The sequence below is a fragment of the Limnothrix sp. FACHB-406 genome (genome assembly GCF_014698235.1).
Taxonomy (GTDB): Bacteria; Cyanobacteriota; Cyanobacteriia; order CACIAM-69d; family CACIAM-69d; genus CACIAM-69d.
The window spans coordinates 336,541-355,769 of record NZ_JACJSP010000003.1; the positions used below are offsets into that span (position 1 = coordinate 336,541).

At 54.1% G+C, this 19,229-nt stretch carries 14 protein-coding genes, 2 tRNA genes and 1 riboswitch; of the genes, 8 read left to right on the plus strand and 8 right to left on the minus strand.

The genetic code is table 11. The features are described 5' to 3' along the window. Nucleotides 1–38: 38 nt before the first annotated feature. Complete coding sequence (rpiA, locus tag H6G53_RS04930) at nucleotides 39–749, plus strand: ribose-5-phosphate isomerase RpiA (RefSeq protein WP_099533153.1); 711 nt, start codon at nucleotides 39–41, stop codon at nucleotides 747–749. A 448-nt stretch (nucleotides 750–1,197) separates the two neighbouring features. Further along, nucleotides 1,198–2,055, plus strand: a complete 858-nt coding sequence (locus H6G53_RS04935) for a cyanophycinase (protein ID WP_099533151.1) — start codon at nucleotides 1,198–1,200, stop codon at nucleotides 2,053–2,055. A gap of 268 nt (nucleotides 2,056–2,323) precedes the next feature. Here H6G53_RS04935 and petM read toward each other — a convergent pair whose 3' ends face one another. Beyond that, nucleotides 2,324–2,428: a cytochrome b6-f complex subunit PetM gene (petM, locus tag H6G53_RS04940; protein WP_099533150.1), complete on the minus strand. Its 105-nt coding sequence runs from the start codon at nucleotides 2,426–2,428 to the stop codon at nucleotides 2,324–2,326. 218 nt (nucleotides 2,429–2,646) lie between these two features. Beyond that, on the minus strand, nucleotides 2,647–3,375 hold the full coding sequence (locus H6G53_RS04945; RefSeq protein ID WP_370567683.1) for a pentapeptide repeat-containing protein: 729 nt from the start codon (nucleotides 3,373–3,375) through the stop codon (nucleotides 2,647–2,649). Nucleotides 3,376–4,213: 838 nt separating this feature from the next. Here H6G53_RS04945 and H6G53_RS04950 point away from each other — a divergent pair. From H6G53_RS04950 to fba, 3 genes are all read left to right on the plus strand, one after another. Beyond that, nucleotides 4,214–5,236 (plus strand): glycosyltransferase, encoded by a 1,023-nt coding sequence (locus tag H6G53_RS04950; protein ID WP_190355929.1) that lies wholly within the window; start codon nucleotides 4,214–4,216, stop codon nucleotides 5,234–5,236. 215 nt (nucleotides 5,237–5,451) lie between these two features. Further along, nucleotides 5,452–5,523 (plus strand) — tRNA-Lys (locus tag H6G53_RS04955). A 442-nt stretch (nucleotides 5,524–5,965) separates the two neighbouring features. Beyond that, a complete protein-coding gene (gene fba, locus H6G53_RS04960; RefSeq protein ID WP_099533146.1) occupies nucleotides 5,966–7,039 on the plus strand; it encodes a class II fructose-bisphosphate aldolase in 1,074 nt (357 codons plus the stop codon). Between the two features lie 304 nt (nucleotides 7,040–7,343). Here fba and H6G53_RS04965 read toward each other — a convergent pair whose 3' ends face one another. The 3 genes from H6G53_RS04965 to H6G53_RS04975 all read right to left on the minus strand — a co-directional run bounded on the left by H6G53_RS04965 (nucleotide 7,344) and on the right by H6G53_RS04975 (nucleotide 10,031). After that, entirely contained in the window at nucleotides 7,344–7,739 is a 396-nt protein-coding gene (locus tag H6G53_RS04965) for an aspartate 1-decarboxylase (protein WP_190355930.1), read from the minus strand. 96 nt (nucleotides 7,740–7,835) lie between these two features. After that, nucleotides 7,836–8,933 (minus strand): tRNA dihydrouridine synthase DusB, encoded by a 1,098-nt coding sequence (gene dusB, locus H6G53_RS04970; RefSeq protein ID WP_190531307.1) that lies wholly within the window; start codon nucleotides 8,931–8,933, stop codon nucleotides 7,836–7,838. 396 nt (nucleotides 8,934–9,329) lie between these two features. Next, nucleotides 9,330–10,031, minus strand: a complete 702-nt coding sequence (locus H6G53_RS04975; RefSeq protein ID WP_190531209.1) for a hypothetical protein — start codon at nucleotides 10,029–10,031, stop codon at nucleotides 9,330–9,332. 68 nt (nucleotides 10,032–10,099) lie between these two features. Here H6G53_RS04975 and H6G53_RS04980 point away from each other — a divergent pair, with 68 nt between their 5' ends. Both H6G53_RS04980 and H6G53_RS04985 read left to right on the plus strand, forming a co-directional pair. Beyond that, nucleotides 10,100–10,348 (plus strand): hypothetical protein, encoded by a 249-nt coding sequence (locus H6G53_RS04980; protein WP_190531211.1) that lies wholly within the window; start codon nucleotides 10,100–10,102, stop codon nucleotides 10,346–10,348. 211 nt (nucleotides 10,349–10,559) lie between these two features. Further along, nucleotides 10,560–10,632: transfer RNA gene (locus H6G53_RS04985), tRNA-Glu, on the plus strand. A gap of 288 nt (nucleotides 10,633–10,920) precedes the next feature. Here the strand turns inward: H6G53_RS04985 and H6G53_RS04990 are convergent. Next, a complete protein-coding gene (locus H6G53_RS04990; RefSeq protein ID WP_099533142.1) occupies nucleotides 10,921–11,361 on the minus strand; it encodes a hypothetical protein in 441 nt (146 codons plus the stop codon). A gap of 197 nt (nucleotides 11,362–11,558) precedes the next feature. Then, nucleotides 11,559–11,659: riboswitch (TPP riboswitch) on the plus strand. Between the two features lie 10 nt (nucleotides 11,660–11,669). Between H6G53_RS04990 and thiC the strand changes: the two genes are divergently transcribed. Beyond that, the gene (thiC, locus tag H6G53_RS04995; RefSeq protein WP_099533161.1) at nucleotides 11,670–13,058 is read left to right on the plus strand and encodes a phosphomethylpyrimidine synthase; all 1,389 of its coding nucleotides are present in this window, start codon (nucleotides 11,670–11,672) and stop codon (nucleotides 13,056–13,058) included. Nucleotides 13,059–13,371: 313 nt separating this feature from the next. Here the strand turns inward: thiC and H6G53_RS05000 are convergent, their stop codons facing one another. Together H6G53_RS05000 and H6G53_RS05005 are read right to left on the minus strand one after the other, a co-directional pair. Further along, entirely contained in the window at nucleotides 13,372–15,852 is a 2,481-nt protein-coding gene (locus H6G53_RS05000; RefSeq protein ID WP_190531213.1) for a COR domain-containing protein, read from the minus strand. 144 nt (nucleotides 15,853–15,996) lie between these two features. Continuing rightward, nucleotides 15,997–19,098: a COR domain-containing protein gene (locus tag H6G53_RS05005; RefSeq protein WP_190531215.1), complete on the minus strand. Its 3,102-nt coding sequence runs from the start codon at nucleotides 19,096–19,098 to the stop codon at nucleotides 15,997–15,999. Between the last annotated feature and the right edge of the window lie 131 nt (nucleotides 19,099–19,229).

A 19,229-nucleotide genomic window follows, 5' to 3' on the forward strand; every position in this document is an offset into this window, starting at 1 on the left:
TGAGATCAATCTTTCAAAACTTCACAGGAGTTTGACCCATGAGCCAGCTCGATCCCGCAACCATCATGAAGCAACAAGTGGCCCGGGCCGCCGTGGCCCGCGTCAAGTCGGGAACCGTCGTGGGGTTGGGCAGCGGCTCAACGGCGGCCTTTGCGATCGAATATTTGGGCGATCGGCTCAAGTCCGGTGAACTCACCGACATCATCGGCGTGCCCACGTCGTTCCAGTCGGAAGTGCTGGCCAAGCAGTTTGGCATTCCCTTGGCCACGCCCAACGATGTGGATCGGATTGATGTGGCGATCGACGGGGCCGACGAAGTGGATCCGCAAAAGAACCTGATCAAGGGCGGCGGCGCGGCCCACACCCGGGAAAAAATTGTGGACTGCTTGGCAGCGGAATTTATTGTGGTGGTGGATGCCAGCAAATTGGTCGATCGGCTGGGAACCACCTTCCTGTTGCCTGTGGAAGTGTTGCCCATGGCTTTGGAGCCGGTGAAGCGGGCGATCGTCGCTCTGGGTGGTGAGCCGCAATTGCGGATGGCCGTCAAAAAAGCCGGCCCCGTGGTGACGGATCAGGGCAACTTGGTTCTGGATGTGAAGTTCCCCAACGGCATTGACGATCCCGCTACGTTGGAAAAAGCCCTGAATAACATTCCCGGAGTCCTGGAAAACGGCCTGTTTGTGGGAACCACAGACTGCGTGCTGATTGGGGAAATTGTGGACGGGGAACCGCAAGTCCGCCAAATGTAGGATGAATGCCGTCTGGGCTAGATCGGGGTGGGTAATGCCCACCCTGCTAGTGAGTCAAGGTCTAACTGAATGCCCGACTCAGTAACTGGCTGAATGTCTGCCCCATCGCTAACCAATTCATAGAAATTCATTAGCCGCTGAACAACACTCGAACGATTGAAGGGCCCGCGATCGCCATCATGGTCAATTCTGTCGGTCAAAATCTTTGCCAATTGCAGGATAGAAAGATGATTAAATATCTGTGCGATCGCTAATTACTCCTAAGTTGGGTCTTGTGCGCGATCCTTGCCCGAATGTCTACCTGTTTCGGTCATTCGGCAGAATGACAATCCAGTCAAAATTGAGCGCAGAGTGAAGCGCAGGGTTGAGTGCCAATGCCATCTGCAACCACTCAACGCAAGAGATCATGGCTCCTCAATTTTGCTCTCCCCCTCGCACGTTTAAGCCCATGGTGCAAGCTCACACGCGAATGTTGGATCGTTCAGTTCCCCAAGCCGTAAAAGCCGCAGTCATGGTCATTGGCGGCGCAGAAGACAAGATTCACGGTCGTGAAATTCTGCACGCCTTCTTTCAGCGATCGGGCGGAACCGGTGCCAGAATCGCCATCATTCCGAGTGCTTCGCGGGAGCCATCGGTGATTGGCAGCAAGTACCGCATGATTTTCGAGAGCATGGGAGCCGAGTCGATCGAAATTCTTGATGTGCGCGATCGCGACCAAGGCTCCAACGAAAGCTATCTAGAATATGTCTACAGTTGTACGGGCGTGTTCATGACCGGCGGCGATCAGTTGCGGCTGTGTGGCCTGCTGGCGGAAACGCGGCTGATGGAAAGCATTCTGGAGCGGGTGCGGCGACGGGAAATTTCCCTGGCCGGAACCAGTGCCGGGGCGGCGGTGATGGGCCACCACATGATCGCGGGCGGTGGCTCGGGCGAGTCCCCCAATCGATCGCTGGTGGATATGGCCACGGGGTTTGGTGTGTTGCCCCATGTGATCGTGGATCAGCACTTCCACAACCGAAATCGGATGGCGCGGCTCTTGAGCGCCGTGTCCTTGCATCCCGATCGCCTGGGCATTGGCATTGATGAAGATACCTGCGCCTGTTTTGAGGATGACGGTTCGATCGAAGTGCTGGGTAAAGGCACGGTCACCATCATTGACCCGGGCGACATCACCTACACCAATCAATCCCTAGTGGGAGCCAACGATCCCGTTAGTCTGCATCACCTCCGCCTGCATGTGCTCAGCTACGGCGATCGATACTCGATTCCCATGCGGCGTGTGGTCAGCACCGGGCAACCGCGCTAGTCGTTAAACCATTTCCGTGAGCTTCAGTGATCTTCCGTGATCTAACGACTCTCGCGCTCCTGGGCTAAGCCAACCGAAAGAGCACTGTTCAAAACCACAAAACCCAGCCTCAGTGATGCACCGGGGCTGGGTTTTGCGTTTGAGCTTTGAAATCTTGACCCGATCGCGCGAACCGGCATTGAACGGGCAGCGAATTGAGACTCGAGGATTGAGCCGATCGACGCTGGGCTAGCCACCGATGAAATCGGCAAACGCTGTTCCAGGTTGCCTACTTATCGGCCCCTTGCAACCGCAGCAACAGGAAACCACCGCCCAAGCCAATCAAAATCAAGGTGAATGCCAAAAAAGCCGTGCTAAAAATTTCGCCGCTCATGGTGTTATTTCGGTTTCGGTAACGTGCCTCGCCATTGTATCAACGCGCGTAGGACTGGGACTCGAATTGAGACTCGAATTACGGTTGGAATGGCGGCTTGCATGGCGGCTTGAATAGTGGCCCGAATTGCGGCCCGAATTGAGACTTGGATTCAGCCCTTTGCTGGCCTTCCCCGCGAGCCAACTGGTGGCCTGGCTGGCCACCCAACCCAGCCAAACTTACGGTGCGCTGCGAATCAACAGGGCGGTGCTTTCCTTTTGGGTTGCCAAAATAGTGCCCTGCAAGCGAGCGTTTTCCAAGCGGGCATTCGCCACATTCGCCCCATGCAACTTGGCAAACCGCAAATCGGCATTGGTTAGGTTGGCCCCGGCCAAGTCAGCCCCTTCCAAGCTGGCGCGGCTGAGGGAAGCGTTGTGTAAATTCGCATCCCGCAAATTAATCCCCGCCACATCCATCGGCACATCCATGTTGCCGTAGCTGGCCTGTTGCCACCGCAGCAACCCGGCCATGGTCTGGCGAGCATTGTTCAGGTTGGCCCCAGCTAACTGGGCCCCTTCCATGTTGGCTCCCAACAGGTTGGCATCCTGGAGATTCGCCGAGCGCAAATCTGCCAACACCAATCCCACCAGAGTCAAATCCGCCTGTTGCAGGTTGGCTTGGGCGAGCTTAACTGCGTGCATCCGCGCCTCGATCGCGCTGGCTCGGCTCAAATTAGCGGCCGTCAAGTCCGTGCGCCACAGTTTGGCTCCATTCAAATTCGCCCCTTGCAGGTTAGCCCCAGCCAGATCAAGATCAGACAGGTCAGCACCACTCAGGTCACAATTTGCGCAACTTTTGGTTTCCAGCAGTTGGCGCACATGGGCAGGGTTTTCCGCAACGCTCGGGAGCGCCGTCACTGCCAATGTGCTGGCGAAGAATGCAACGCCCGCCACTACTTTCGTCAACACTTGAACTGAATTCATTGCGCCTTCCCCTCGTTCAACCTGCCTCTAATATCTAGGATAAATTGGGTGGGGGCGGTGACCGCTTGCTGTTGCGGAATGCGATCGTTACGCTTTAATACGCCGGCCGCCATTACAGAGCAATGGTGATCTCGATCGCACATCCCATCAAATACCCTTGGTTTCCATTGACTCGCGAAATTGTGCGGCAAAAAATCGCGATGTGACAGTTTCTGAACCAGATAAATCAACGGTTCCAGGCTTTAGTTCGGAAATCCGTCCCTACAACCGAAAATCGATTCAGCAGTCGATCGCGCCGATCATCACCACCTCGCTCGATCAAAGCAACTCAACGCTTGCGGGGATCAATTTTGTTAGGATCTGCTGAGAAAAATGATTCCGCTCCAGTAAGAACCCTATTGATTTATCCTACATTTCAAATTCAAATTTACAGAATGTAAAGAATCGATTGTTGTTTTCACGCAACTATGATCGATTGGGTTAAACATTGTTGCCGACTTTCAACTATTGATCTGAGTGTCGATATTAAGTGTCGATTTGAGTATTGATTACGATCGCGGATCAAGTGCCGACTTAGCAATCGACCCCATATCCACCCGATATTCACATCCCAGCGATCGGGTCTGGGCCAAAGTATTGCTTAAAGGGCAATTGGAATATTGGTTAGAGTCTGCATTGGAGAAACATCAAGTTTCGATGAAGATTCTTGACAGTTGCGCAACAATAGCTGACTACCTTAGCCCATGGTTCTGTTACGGTCTGCCCCAAGGGCGGTAGGCTAAATGCGGGCGATCGCCCCTAGCGTCTTCCTGGCGACTGAACCGTGACTAAGCTGATTATTCAGATTCCCTGCTTCAACGAAGAAGAAACCCTGGGCATTACGCTCCAAGCCTTGCCCCGCGAGGTGCCCGGCTGTGATGTGGTGGAGTGGTTGGTGATTGATGATGGCAGCGTCGATCGCACCGCTGAGGTGGCTTTGGCCCATGGGGTAGACCACGTTGTGCGACTGTCCACCAATCAGGGACTGGCAAAGGCGTTCATGGCCGGTTTGGATGCTTGCCTGAAGGCCGGAGCAGACATCATCGTTAATACCGATGCGGACAATCAATATTGTGCCGATGACATTCCGGCGCTGGTGTTTCCAATCCTGGCCCATCAAGCAGAGATGGTGATTGGGGCCCGCCCGATCGCAGAAATTGAGCATTTCTCGCCCGTCAAGAAGGCCCTGCAACAGTTTGGCAGTTGGGTGGTGCGCTTGGCCAGCGACACGGACATTCCCGATGCACCCAGCGGTTTTCGGGCCCTGAGTCGGGAGGCGGCCCTGCGGGTCAATGTGTTCAATGGCTATACCTACACCCTGGAAACGATTATCCAAGCGGGGCAACAGGGAATCGCAATTGTTTCCGTGCCGATTCGCACCAATGGCTACCTGCGCCCCTCACGCCTGGTCAAGAGCATCCGCAGCTACATCCAGCGATCGATCTTCACGATCCTGCGGATTTTCATGACCTACAAGCCCCTGCGATCGTTTCTGATTTTGGGGACAGTTCCTTTCTCGATCGGGGTGTTGCTGGGAATTCGCTGGCTGCTGCTTTACTTTGGCGGCTCACCCCGGGCCCACGTGCCTAGCTTGATCCTGGCGGCGATCGGGATTTTGGTGGGGGTGCAGCTCTGGATTTTGGGATTGGTAGCGGATTTGCTGGCCGTGAACCGCAAAATGCTCGAAGACATCCAACTGCGGGCCCGCCGGGCAGAAATTGAAGCCGCCCGCCAAGAAAGCGATCCTCCGGTTAGCGGCCCCCTGGCTTCGCTATATCCCATGCATGACAACCGTTCTAGCCGCTAAAGTGACCTTGCATCACGTCGCATCACGGCAAAATTTGATCGACTGGCGGATCAATTTGGCGCAATTGGGCGCAATGATTTGCAACGATCAGTTGACGAGCTTCAAAAAGCCTGCTAGATTAATCACCCGTGTTCGGAATTTCACTGCGACACCCAACCGGCCCGGTTGTGCTTGCAGTCCCCAACACCGCCTCATAGCCCCCAACAGGGCGATGGGGGTCGCTAACTCAACGGTAGAGTACTCGGCTTTTAACCGATTAGTTCTGGGTTCGAATCCCAGGCGACCCATTTTTTTAGAATCCACAGTCCCCAAAAATAGTCTTCAGAGATAGTCTTCAGATCCTGTCTTTGGGATCCTGCTCTGGATTGAACTGACCGGATCTCTCCACAATCCGCCATGCCTGCGCAACACCCCAAGGGCTGGTTTTGGGCGATCGAGTCGATCGGGAGATCAAGTCACTTTCCAAAACTCCCTGCCACAACTCCCTGCAACTCAGGATTTTCCACGGGCCAGAATCGCCCGAATCCTTTCGAGATCAGGTCTCTAGGCTTGGTCGATCGGGCGCTGGGTCAATTCAAGATCTCCAAAACCGCCAAATCGCCGAAATTTTAATTCTTGCTTCCAGAAAAACAGAGGGGCTGGCAACAATTGTTTTAAGATTAGTGCCAAGCACTCGACCGGCCGAGAGTTATCGAGGCATCGATATAAATCTATCTTAGGAGGATTCCTATGGCGCTCGTACCCATGCGGCTTCTGCTCGACCACGCGGCAGAAAATGGCTACGGCATTCCTGCCTTCAACGTCAACAACATGGAGCAGATCCAAGCGATCATGCGGGCAGCCGATGAAACCGATAGCCCCGTGATCCTGCAAGCGTCGCGTGGTGCTCGTAACTACGCTGGCGAAAACTTCCTGCGTCACTTGATCTTGGCAGCTGTGGAAACCTATCCCCACATCCCCATCAGCATGCACCAAGACCACGGTAACGAGCCGGCCACCTGCTACTCGGCCATCAAAAACGGCTTCACCAGCGTGATGATGGATGGCTCGCTGGAAGCTGATGCGAAGACCCCCGCGAGCTACGAGTACAACGTGAACGTGACCCGCGAAGTGGTGAAAGTTGCCCACTCGCTGGGTGTGAGCGTGGAAGGCGAACTGGGTTGCTTGGGTTCGCTGGAAACCGGCATGGGCGAAGCAGAAGATGGTCACGGCTTTGAAGGCAAGCTGGATCACTCCCAACTGCTGACCGACCCCGATGAAGCAGCCGACTTCGTGGAAAAGACCCAAGTGGACGCTCTGGCAGTGGCGATCGGCACCAGCCACGGTGCTTACAAGTTCACTCGCAAGCCGACCGGCGAAATCTTGGCCATCAGCCGCATTGAAGAAATCCACAACCGTCTTCCCAACACCCACTTGGTGATGCATGGTTCGTCTTCGGTTCCCGAAGATCTGCTGGCGCTGATCAACCAATACGGCGGCACGATCCCCGAAACCTACGGCGTGCCCGTGGAAGAAATCCAAAAGGGTATCAAGTGCGGTGTGCGCAAGGTGAACATCGACACCGACAACCGCTTGGCGATCACCGCTGCGGTGCGCGAAGCCCTGGCCGGCAACACCAAGGAATTTGACCCCCGTCACTTCCTGAAGCCCTCGATCAAGTACATGCAAAAAGTGTGTGCCGATCGCTATAGCGAGTTCTGGACCGCTGGCAACGCTAGCAAGATCAAGCAAGTCTCGGTGGACGAGTTTGCTCGCAAGTATGCCAAGGGTGAATTGGTGGCTAAGGCTGCTGCCAAGGTCTAAAAGGTTCGATCGGGAAGTTGGGTGATGGATGATTCAAAATGAATCGGGCGATCGCCCAACTCTGCCTTCGCTTGATCACTGATTGATCATTGATTGAGCACTAATTGATTACTGATTAGTCATTAATTGGTCATTAATTGGTCATTGATTAATCACTGAATTTTTGACCCAAAAATGACAATAGCGGTGAAGCCAAGTGCCTCGCCGCTATTTTTTCTGTTTAGGGGGGTTGCCTTTGGGTTATTGGCCCTCGGGTTTGTGGCTTGGGTTGATTGTTGATGTCGATCGGCCAACAGCAACAAGCTTAATGAACCGGAACCACCCAATCGTTATGGCCCGTCAGGTTGCCGCCTTGAATGTGGTATTGCATGGTGTCAGCAATGGCATTGTTTTCATCACAAAAAACAACGGGAGCCGTGAAGGGTCGATCGCTCAAGCGATAGGCGATCGCTAAACATTTGTCGCCCACTTCTCCCAACCGCGCAGAACCACCATTGAGCGTAAATTCGCCCGGCCCGGCGGGAATGGCGTAGGTGACCCAACGTTCACCATTGCGCAGATTAACCAAATGCACTTGCTCATAGGCTTCAATGCCAGCGCGCTCCATCAACGCCGCATCAATGCCGACGCTGCCGTTGTAATCCACACTTTTGTCGGTGACGCGGATACCGTGAATTTTCCCGGAAACAAAGGTCTTCATTAAAGAAGCGATAAGAGAAGGATTGCCGATGATTATTTCAGAGTCTCTCCTGTTTCAGGGCCTTTGAGGTAACAGGTTCTGAGGAGTCGATCGGGGCTAGGCCAAAACGGGTTCGTTGATTGGCTCGTTAATTGGCTCGTTTGGTTGTTCTGATTCTGGGCCGATCGCGCCGAATTCGGCTTCGTGGCGTTCAATTTGGGCAATGGTGCGATCGATCAGGGCCACCCCTTCAGCGGCCGTTTCAATCCGGCAGAGTTGGCCGCGCAACTCCGCCGCCCCATAGAACCCCTTGGCATACCAGGTCATGTGCTTTCGGGCCTGGCGAACACCCCGATCGCCCTTGTAAGCGGCCAACATGGTCAGGTGTTCTTGGGCACAACGCAACCGCTCGATCGGGCTGGGCTGGGGGCGCAACTCGCCGGTTTTCAGGAAATGGTCAATTTCACCCACCAAGAACGGATAGCCCATGGTTCCCCGCGAGCACATCACCCCATCCGCGCCGGTTTCCGCCAAACAACGCACCGCAGCCTCCACGGCAAAAATATCCCCGTTGGCAATGACCGGCACGGAAACCGCTTCCTTCACCCGTTGGATCCAGATCCATTTGGCGGGGCCGTTATAGCCCTGGGCCCTGGTGCGACCGTGAACGGTCAGCATGGCTGCGCCCGCCGCTTCCATCCGCCGGGCAAAATCCACGATGTTAATTTCGCTTTCGTTCCAGCCAATCCGTGATTTCACGGTGACCGGCACGTTCACCGCCGCCACCACGGCCCGCACGATCGCCTCGGCCGTTTCTGGGTCGCGCAACAGGGAAGAACCACCACCGTTTTTGGTGATTTTGTTCACCGGGCAGCCCATGTTGATGTCCACGGTGTCGGCCCCTTCTTCAACGGCCATTTGGGCCGCCTCGGCCAAAAATTGCGGGCGACAGTCAAACAGTTGAATGCTGATGGGGCGCTCTTCGGCGGAAACCTCCATGATTTGCGGAAGTTGCCGTGCGTAGTGCAGCCCGGTGGCGTTCACCATTTCGGTGTACATCATTGAGGTGGGTGCATAGCGCCGCACCAAACGCCGAAAGACCAAATCCGTGACACCAGACAGGGGCGCTTGCAACACGCGGCTCTGAAGGGTGACGGAACCAATTTGGAGTGGTTCGGCCAAACGGGCTTTGAGTTCAGGGGATAGGGTCAACATGGGCGATCGAAAGGGGCGATCGAGGCATTGGTCACCGGCTGCAACCGTGGGCAATGCGATCGGGACAGGAAACCGTGGCTGAGGGATGGGGAATTTCCCCTAAAAGTTGGCTTTTGAATATCGCCTAAGAAATATTGCCTAAGAAATATTGCCTCAAGAGGATGTCTGGAAAGTGTCTTTCGACACGGGCCAAGCATCAACCGTCGCGGGGCAAGGGGCTTAAGCCCCTTGTTTATGTTGATCGCTGGGGCCCGCAAGGTAGCCATTGGGGCTGTTCAGACATTCCCTAAGCATCTTTTTTAAAATCTTTCTTTAAGAATACATGGGAATTTGATCGCCCTTTCTGGAAATCGAGCGGCGGCAGCAGGGCCTTAGATTGGCACTGTTGCCAAGGGTTCAGCGCTTCGTGGGGGCCCCAGCGGGCGGCAGTTCTCCACCGATGACGGTCGATCTCTCAAAGAGCAACTGTCGAGCGCGGGCGGCTCCCAATTCTCCATAAACCCGCAAGGTGTAGGAACCGGGCGGCAAGGGGCCGATCGTGCCGGTAATTTGGTAATCGCATAGACAGCGACAATGTTCCCCCTCATTGCGTTCCACGACGGTGATGATCGATTGGCCGCCTTCGCGATCGAGGGAGCGATCGAGCACAAAAGCCGCACAGCAGGTGTAGGTCAAATCATGGCCAAAGACCAGCGTTCTGCCTTCGGTGCTGATGGCGATGTTGCTGACCAACTCTCGTCCCAAGGCCAAGGGGGAACGGGTCAACCCCTCGGATGCCCCACTTTTGCAGGTTAGGGCCCGAGCCGCTGCCCAAAGAGGCGCAACCGCAGGCGATATCGAGGCATCTTCGCAACCGGAAACCGAATAGTCAAACTTCAGCTCACGATCCGGGCCGGGCGCAGTCACCCGGGGCGCAGGCTGAGGTTGCCCAACTCGGTCGATCGCCCCCGGGAGCGCCTGGGCCACCGCCGATCGCCCTTGATCAATCGCCTCAATGGTCAACAGGGCCACACAACCCAGCACCACAGCCCAGCCCAAGGGCGCTCGGGAGGGCGATCGCTGGCCCGATCGGTCACGCGATCGATGAATTTGTTGCATTCCCCCAATCCTCCCTTGCGCCTCGTGCAATTTACCAGTTCCCGATCGCCCCAATACTCCACTTATTCATGGCTGCCCGTCGCCATTCCGCCAGGGTGGCCAACCAATCTCGCTCGATCGCCCCAGGCTTCCGCAGTCAAACATCAAACGGGCTGGTTTGGGATCTGGCCGGCGCTGAATCGGGCTGGTCTTGGATTTTGTCTAGGATCTGCTCCAATCATAACGAGCACCCCCAAGCCGGAGTCATCCATCAAAGCAGTTGCCACCGCGTCCTGAACCGGTGCATCGTGCAGGTTAATGAAGTGACCGCTGGCTAACCCGAGCGATCGGGACGCTGAGATCAATTGTTAACGATTGTTAAGAATTAATTGAGTGCTTGACACTTCTAGAGGAGTTCGCTAATTTAGATATCGCGAAAGGCGCGGACGGCAAGCGAAACGCGAGCGAAACGCCCACAGCAAAAGAACTCAAGCAATGGTAAAGTAAGTTTACCGAGCCTGAGCGCTCCGAGCGAAAGCTTAATGATACGCCCCCATCGTCTAGAGGCCTAGGACACCTCCCTTTCACGGAGGCGACGGGGATTCGAATTCCCCTGGGGGTATCAAAAATAGAACTGACTGACGAGCCGGGTAACACCAGAGGTTAGGAAGGATTAAGAGTCGAGAGCCTGTCGTAATTACGACAGGTTCTCAGCCCATTTGGGGGTTCCCGTAATCCTTGGGTGTTCCCAGGGGTGGACAGGGTTGTGGCGATCGCCCGGGTTAGGGTTAGGAGACCCAACCCCTACGGCGATGGAAATGACGACAGGCCCTAAGCCCCTTGTCTAGGGCGGCGGCGACCGTTGAGGGATGGAAACAACCGTTATTCCAGGAAATCGACCCTAACGCCCTTACAGAACCGCGCCGAGTTGTCGCTCCAGTTTCCGAATCAGGCCCGCACGACTGACCACGGTGGCCGTTTGCCGCTCGATGCGCACAAACACACGCCCCGAAAACCACTTGCGCCAGGAAGCGCGTTCATAAACCTGGATGCCGGTGCGATCGCCCAGCACGGTTGTGGGATCCACCGTCACAAATTCCCAGCTCGTGAGCAGTTGCTCCAGTTGCGTTTGCAGATCATTGCCCGATCGCACCGTCAGCTCCAGCGAAGCCGTGCGGTTAAAATAAGCCCCCAACAGCCCCAACACCAGCCCGATCGGCAAGGCTGTTTCGATCGCCTCCAGGCCCAACCGTCCACCAAACAGCAACGGCGCACTCGAGAAAGTGGCCACCACCGTCGCCATCACGGTGTAGTAGACAAATGTGAACAAAAATCCTGGCCCCTGTGGCATGGTCTGGCGACTCCGTACAACGTTTCCAACACAATTTCCCACCCAATTTAGACGCGATCGCCCGCCAATCAAACCCCGATCGCGATTCTGTGGCTTTCCCCAATTGATCCTTTCCCCAGTCGATCCCCGCCCGGTTTTCCAGCCAATGGCAGCCAAGGCAAAATGGTAGGATGAAACCTCAGCGCCAGCTCCACCACTGGCCAAGCTAGGGGTGTCTGGGATCCTTGCCCAGGCTGAGAACACACCCTTAGAACCTGATCCGGTTCAAACCGGCGTAGGAAAGCTACTTTTTTGAGGAACCAAATATGTTGCGTAGCGAATGGGTTGCCAAGCGTCGCGGTCAAGAAAACGTGTCGCAAATGCACTACGCACGTCAGGGCATCATCACCGAAGAGATGCTCTACGTTGCCCAACGCGAAAACCTCACCCCCGAACTGATTCGCGACGAGGTGGCCCGCGGCCGGATGATCATTCCGGCTAACATCAACCACCCCAACTTGGAACCGATGGCGATCGGGATTGCCTCCAAGTGCAAAGTCAACGCCAACATCGGCGCATCGCCCAACTCCTCCAACCTGGCCGAAGAAGTGGCCAAGCTGGAACTGGCGGTGAAATATGGCGCAGACACCGTGATGGACTTGTCCACCGGCGGCGGCAACCTGGACGAAATCCGCACGGCGATCATCAACGCCTCGCCCGTGCCGATCGGGACTGTGCCGATCTACCAAGCCCTGGAAAGCGTCCATGGTCGGATCGAAAACCTGACCGCCGATGATTTCCTGCACATCATCGAAAAGCACGCCCAACAAGGTGTGGACTACATGACGATCCACGCCGGGATCTTGATCGAGCACCTGCCCTTGGTCAAGAGCCGGATCACCGGGATTGTGTCGCGTGGCGGCGGCATCATCGCCCGCTGGATGCTGCACCACCACAAGCAAAACCCGCTCTACACGCACTTCGACGACATCATCCAAATCTTCAAGAAATACGATGTGTCCTTCAGCTTGGGCGACTCGTTGCGTCCCGGCTGTACCCACGATGCGTCCGATGAAGCGCAATTGGCCGAGCTGAAAACCCTGGGCCAACTGACTCGCCGCGCCTGGGAGCACGATGTGCAGGTGATGGTGGAAGGCCCCGGCCACGTGCCGATGGATCAGATCGAGTTCAACGTGAAGAAGCAGATGGAAGAGTGCTCCGAAGCGCCCTTCTATGTGTTGGGGCCGCTGGTGACGGACATCGCACCGGGCTACGACCACATCACCAGTGCGATCGGGGCGGCCATGGCCGGCTGGTATGGCACGGCGATGCTCTGCTATGTCACGCCGAAGGAGCACCTGGGCTTGCCGAACGCGGAAGACGTGCGTAACGGTTTGATCGCCTACAAGATCGCGGCCCATGCGGCGGACATTGCTCGCCACCGGCCCGGCGCGCGCGATCGGGACGACGAACTCTCGGCAGCTCGCTACAACTTCGACTGGAACAAGCAGTTTGAGCTGTCCCTCGATCCGGAGCGGGCCAAGGAATACCACGATGAAACCTTGCCGGCCGACATCTACAAAACCGCTGAGTTTTGCTCGATGTGTGGGCCCAAGTTCTGCCCGATGCAAACCAAGGTGGATGCGGATCAACTGACGGAACTGGAGAAATTCCTGGCCAGCGAGGCCGCGAAGAAAGACTTGGTGGCGGCTCCGTAAGCGTCAATCACAGGACTGATGGGTGGTTCGATCGTCCCGTGAGGTTCGATCGAGCCGCCTAACCAGACAGGGGTGGGATTTTCCTATCCCTTTTTTTATGGGTTTTGGGGAGGTGTTGCGGCTCAAAAGGTCGGTTTCAACCACCACGTTGAAGGCGGCGGCGTTTTTGAAGGCAGCCCAGAGGGTTTGCTACCAAGTGAAATCTTGGATCATCACCCGGTTTTGCAGTTTGGTGGCGGTTGGCGAGGCGATGTTGCAGGCTTTCCCAGGTGTAGGTGTGGGGTGTTTGGCTACCTTGGCACTGACTGCAATTTCAGGGGATCAGGACTTCATAGGTGAGGCGATCGTAGCTGCGGTTAATTTTGTCGAGTTCGTGACCCACAATGGTCATCAGTTGGCGTTTGTTGGAGCCAGAAACGCGAATGGTGATGTTGGCTTCGGAGTAGCGATCGTCTTCAATAATTTCGGCGCGGGCGGAACCGTTGGTAATCACCATGCCATGTTTCCAGACGCAGAAAGTCTCCTCAATTTGCTCGATTTGTTCGTGGAGCGCCACGATTAGCTGCGGGAAAATGGCTTTGGGTTTGAATTGGTAGCGATAGCTGAGGATTAGGTTATCGGTGTTGTCCCAATCATAATCAAGGCGTTCTTTTTCAAGCAGTTGAGGGGCAATGTAGCGACCTTTGCAATCGGGAATTTCATAGCAAAGGGCAAACTCTTTCATCAGTTGCAAGAGTGCGTTGCGTGTTTGCAATTCATTGCTCTCATCCCACAGTTGTTCAAGGGTGTCGTCATTGAAGCGGCCAAAGTTGGCTCTAACTTCTGGGTTATCAAGAATTTTGTAGAGCGAAACAGTGGCCCATTCAGGTCTGAGAATCAGGAATCTCTTGAGGGATGGGACATTTTGAAAATGTAGGCAGATGCCCAAGTCGTGCAGAAATTGGCTGGCAGCTAGCATATCTGCTTCGGTGCTGAAGCCATTTTTACGACAAAGATCGAAATAGTTCCTGAGTTCTAGAATGTTGCGGCTTTGGGAATAGTTGTCAATGACGGTGCGAATGTTAGCCCAGTGAGCAGGAATGATTTGCTGAGCGTGATCAAGGCTGCTGAGATACTGTTGAATTTTGGCGCGAATGGTGTCTAGTCCGCGATTGGTTTCTAGGTTGGTGCTGAGGGATTCTTTGAGATTTCTGAATTCGCCGCGTAGGGTGCGATCGTCGGGCTGATATTGGCGATCTTGTTTTTCATTTTTGATGATGAGCAGTGGGCTATTATCGCCAAAAGTTTCTACAACATTTAGCCAGTAATAGAAGTTGGTTTCATCTTTTTGATCATCGACCACCAGCAAATACAAGGAGCGCTTAGTTAGGAAAAATTGGTGAGTAGCGTGGTAGATTTCTTGACCGCCAAAATCCCAAATAGTGACGCGCATTGGTGTGCCGTCTAGGTGGCAAATCTCCCAAGGCAGAACATCAATTCCTTCAGTCGATTTTTCCTCAGGTTCGAGTTGATAAGTGTCGTCTTGGAGCTTTTGGGTGAGGCTGGTTTTGCCTGCGCCTCCTGTGCCAATAATCAGCAATTTGGCTTCGTAGAGGGGTTTGGGGTCACGTTGGCTATTGAAATAAAAATCCAGAATAGTTTGTGACTCGTAATAAAGACCCCATAAATTTTCAGACAACTGTTCTTGTCTACATAGAATTTCTGGAGGAATGGGGAGAGGATTTCCAGACAAATCTAGATGTTCAAGTTTTGGTAATTCTCGAATAGATGCTGGCAACTCACTCAGATGGTTATCGCGGAGGTCAAGATCTGTCAAATTTTGCAGTTGTGCGATCGCGGCTGATAGCTCTCTCAGTTGGTTATAGCTGAGGTTAAGCATAGTTAGATTTTGCAATTGCGCGATCGCCGTCGGTAGTTCCCTCAATTGGTTATCACTGAGGTCAAGCGATGTCAGATTTTGCAATTGTGCGATCACCACTGGTAGCTCGCTGATTTGGTTGCCACTGAGGTCAAGCGATGTCAGATTTTGCAATTGTGCGATCACCACTGGTAGCTCGCTGATTTGGTTGTTGCCGAGGTCAAGCGATGTCAAATTTTGCAGTTGCGCGATCACCGCTGGTAGCTCACTGATTTGGTTGTTACCGAGGTCAAGCGATGTCAGATTTTCCAGTTGTGCGATCACCACTGGTAGCTCGCTGATTTGGTTGTCGCCGAGGTCAAGCAATGTCAGATTTTCCAGTTGTGCGATCGCCGCCGATAACTCCCTCAGTTGGTTTTCGCGGAGGTCAAGCTCTGCCAAATTTTGCAGTTGGGCGATCGCCGCTGGTAGCTCCCACAGTTGGTTTTCGCAGAGGCTAAGCGTAGTTAGATTTTGCAATTGTGCGATCGCCGCCGGTAGCTCGCTGATTTGGTTGTTGCCGAGGTGAAGCGTAGTCAAACTTTCCAGTTCACCAATTGCCGTCGGTAGCTCACTCAGTTGATTGTCGCGGAGGTCAAGCAATGTCAGATTTTTCAGTTGCGAGATCGCCGCTGGTAACTCGCTAATTTGGTTGTAGCTAAGGTCAAGATTTGTCAGATTTTGCAGTTGACCAATTTCGGGCGGCAGCGTCGTTAATTGATTGCCCTTCCATTTTTCGGTTTCCTCGTCCCACTTCCCCAAAATCAAAACCTGAAGCTGAGTTAGCTCACCAATTTCCGGGGGCAACTCCACCAAATCCAGCCCCGCCAGATCCAGTTCCGTCCAGCCCTCCGCTTTCGCCCGCTCCAGCAGCGCCAACAACTCCGCCCGTTCCATGCCGCCGCCCCCTCACATCACCGCTCCAATTGTAGGAGCCTATCCCCTAAGAATGTTGGGGATATGGGAGCAATGCCACAGAGAAACTCGCAAGGGGTGGGATTTTCCTGCCTCTTTTTTTGGTTTTTTAGGAAGCGTTGCAACTCAAAAGGTTGGTGTCCCAAAGGGGTTGTCTTCACCGGGGGGCAGTGCGTCACGGGCATCTAGGCCGCCGCGCACTCCTTCGACCACCACATTAAAGGCGGCGGCGGCGATCGCGCCGGGTAGACCAGCGCTGGCTAGGGCGATGCCAACGGCACTTTTGGCGAGTTCGGGGCCGGCGTTTTTGAAGGCGGCCCAGAGGGTTTGTTGCCATTCCAAATCTTTGAAGGTGACTTGGGTTTGCAGTTTGGCGGCGGTGGTTTGTTCGTCGATTTTCAGTTGTTTCAGCAGGTCTTGGATCGCCTGTTGGGCGGCTTCGGGGGTTTGGGGGGCGTGGTAGTTGTTAACGGTTTTGTTGCCTGCTACGTTGTCGCCGCTGCCGTGGTGGTTTTGGGTGATGTTGGTGGTCATGGGTTGATTGTCGTTTTGGTTGTAGATGTTGATTGTGGGGCTGAATGGGGAGGCGGATTGAGTTTGGTTGGGTTGCTCGAATCTCTCCATTTTGTCGAGGTTGTCGCGGGGTTGGGGTTCGGCGATGTCGTCGATGAGGCGGTTCACATCGACATCTTCATAGCTTTGGTCGCATTCGACGGTGCGGCGGCCGTTGGCGAGGCGGCGTTGCAGGCTTTCCCAGGAGTAGGTGTGGGGGGTTTGGCTGCCTTTGCATTGGCTGCAATTGCAGGGGATTAGGACTTCGGTGGTGAGGCGTTCATAGCTGCGGTTAATTTTGTCGAGTTCGTGGCCAACAATAGTCAGCAGTTGGCGTTTGTTGGAGCCAGAAACGCGGATGGTAATTTCGGCTTCGTAGTAGCGATCGTCTTCAATGATTTCGGCGCGGGCGGAACCGTTGGTGATCACCATGCCATGTTTCCAGACGCGGCAATTCTTCTCGATTTGTTCATGGAGCGCCACGATCAGTTGCGGGAAAATCGCTTTGGGTTTGAATTGGTAGCGATAGCTGAGGATTAGGTTATCGGTTCTGTCCCAATCGTAGTCAAGGCGTTCTTTTTCGAGCAGTTGGGGGGCAATGTAGCGACCTTTGCAGCCGGGGATTTCATAGCAAAGGGCAAACTCTTTCATCAGTTGCAAGAGTTCGTCGCGCATTTGGGATTCATCGCCCTCATCCCAAAGCTGTTCGAGGGTGTCGTCATTGAAGCGGCCAAAGTCGGCTCTGACTTCTTGGTTATCAAGAATTTTGTAGAGTGTGCCGGTTGCCCATTCGGGTTTAAGGATCAGGATTCTTTTGAGAAATCGGACATCTTGAAAATGGAGGCAAATACCTAAATCATGCAGAAATTGGCTGGCAGCCAGCATATCTGCTTCGGTGCTGAAACCATTTCTGCGGCAGAGATCGAAATAGTCCCTGAGTTCTAAAACGTTGCGGCTTTGGGAATAGTTTTCAAGGACGGCGCGAATATCAGCCCAGTGAGCGGGAATGATTTGTTGAACGTGGTCGAGGCTGCTGAGATACTGCTGAACTTTGGCGCAGATGGTGTCTAGACCGCGATTGGTTTCTAGGTTGGTGCTGAGGGATTCTTTGAGGTTACTGAATTCGCCGCGTAGGGTGCGCTCATCGAGCTTGCATTGGCGATCTTGTTTTTCATTTTTGATGATCAGCAGGGGGCTGTTGTCGCCAAAGGTTTCTGCAACCTTTAGCCAGTAATAAAAATCAGTGTCATCTTTTCGTTCATCGGCAACCAGCAAATATAAGGAGCGCTTAGTTAGGAAAAATTGGTGGGTCGCGTGATAGATTTCTTGACCGCCAAAGTCCCAAATATTGATGCGCATTGGCGTGCCGTCTAGATGGGGAATTTCCCAGGGCAATACGTCAATGCCCTCGGTGGATTTTTCCTGGCTTTCGAGTTGATAGGTTTCGTCTTTTAGCTTTTTGGCCAGGCTGGTTTTGCCTGCGCCGCCTTCGCCAATGATTAGCAGCTTGGCTTCGTAGAGAGGTTTTGGATCGTGTTGGCTGTTGAAATAAAAATCCAGAATTGTTTGTAAATTACCTGGATTTTCCCAAGGCTCTTTGGGCCCCAAGATTTCTGGAGGAATGGGAATTGGGTTGCCGCGTAAGTCCAGCTTTTCGAGTTTGGGCAATTCTCGAATGAAATCCGGGAGCTGACTCAGTTGGTTATTGCTGAGGTCAAGCGATTTCAGATTATGCAGTTGCGTGGTTTCCGCCGGAAGCTGACTCAGTTGGTTGTCGCTGAGGTCAAGCGATTTCAGATTATGCAGTTGCGTGATTTCCGCCGGGAGCTGACTCAGTTGGTTGCGGCTGAGGTAAAGCTTTGTCAGATTTTGCAGTTGCGTAATTTCCGCCGGGAGCTGACTCAGTCGGTTGCTGCCGAGGTTAAGCTCTGTCAGATTTTGCAGTTGCGTAATTTCCGCCGGGAGCTGACTCAGTCGGTTGCTGCCGAGGTTAAGCTCTGTCAGATTATGCAGTTGCGTGATTTCCGCCGGGAGCTGACTCAGTTGGTTGTAGCTGAGGTCAAGCGATTTCAGATTATGCAGTTGCGTGATTTCCGCCGGGAGCTGACTCAGTTGGTTGTAGTGGAGGTTAAGCTCTGTCAGATTTCGCAGTTGACCGATTTCCGCCGGGAGCTGACTCAGTTGGTTGTAGCTGAGGTTAAGCTCTGTCAGATTTCGCAGTTGACCGATTTCCGCCGGGAGCTGACTCAGTTGGTTGACGAAGAGGTAAAGCTTTGTCAGATTTTGCAGTTGCGTGATTTCCGCCGGGAGCTGACTCAGTTGGTTGCCGAAGAGGTCAAGCTTTGTCAGATTTTGCAGTTGCGTGATTTCCGCCGGGAGCTGACTCAGTCGGTTGTCGCTGAGGTAAAGCTCTGTCAGATTTTGCAGTTGCGTGATTTCCGCCGGGAGCTGACTCAGTTGGTTGCGGCTGAGGTAAAGCTTTGTCAGATTTTGCAGTTGCGTGGTTTCCGCCGGGAGCTGACTCAGTTGGTTGCCGAAGAGGTTAAGCTCTGTCAGATTTTGTAGTTGACCGATTTCTGCTGGTAATTCTCTCAATCCCTTCAGTAAAAGATCCAGCTTTGTCCAGCCCTCCGCCTTCGCCCGCTCCAGCAGCGCCAACAACTCCGCCCGTTCCATGCCACCGCCCCCTCACATCACCGCTCCAATTGTAGGAGCCTACCCCCAACATCCCGTAGGGTGCATGGGAGCAAGGCCAAAGAGAAACGACGATTTCGCCTCATCTCCCATGCACCGTAACTCGTGATGAT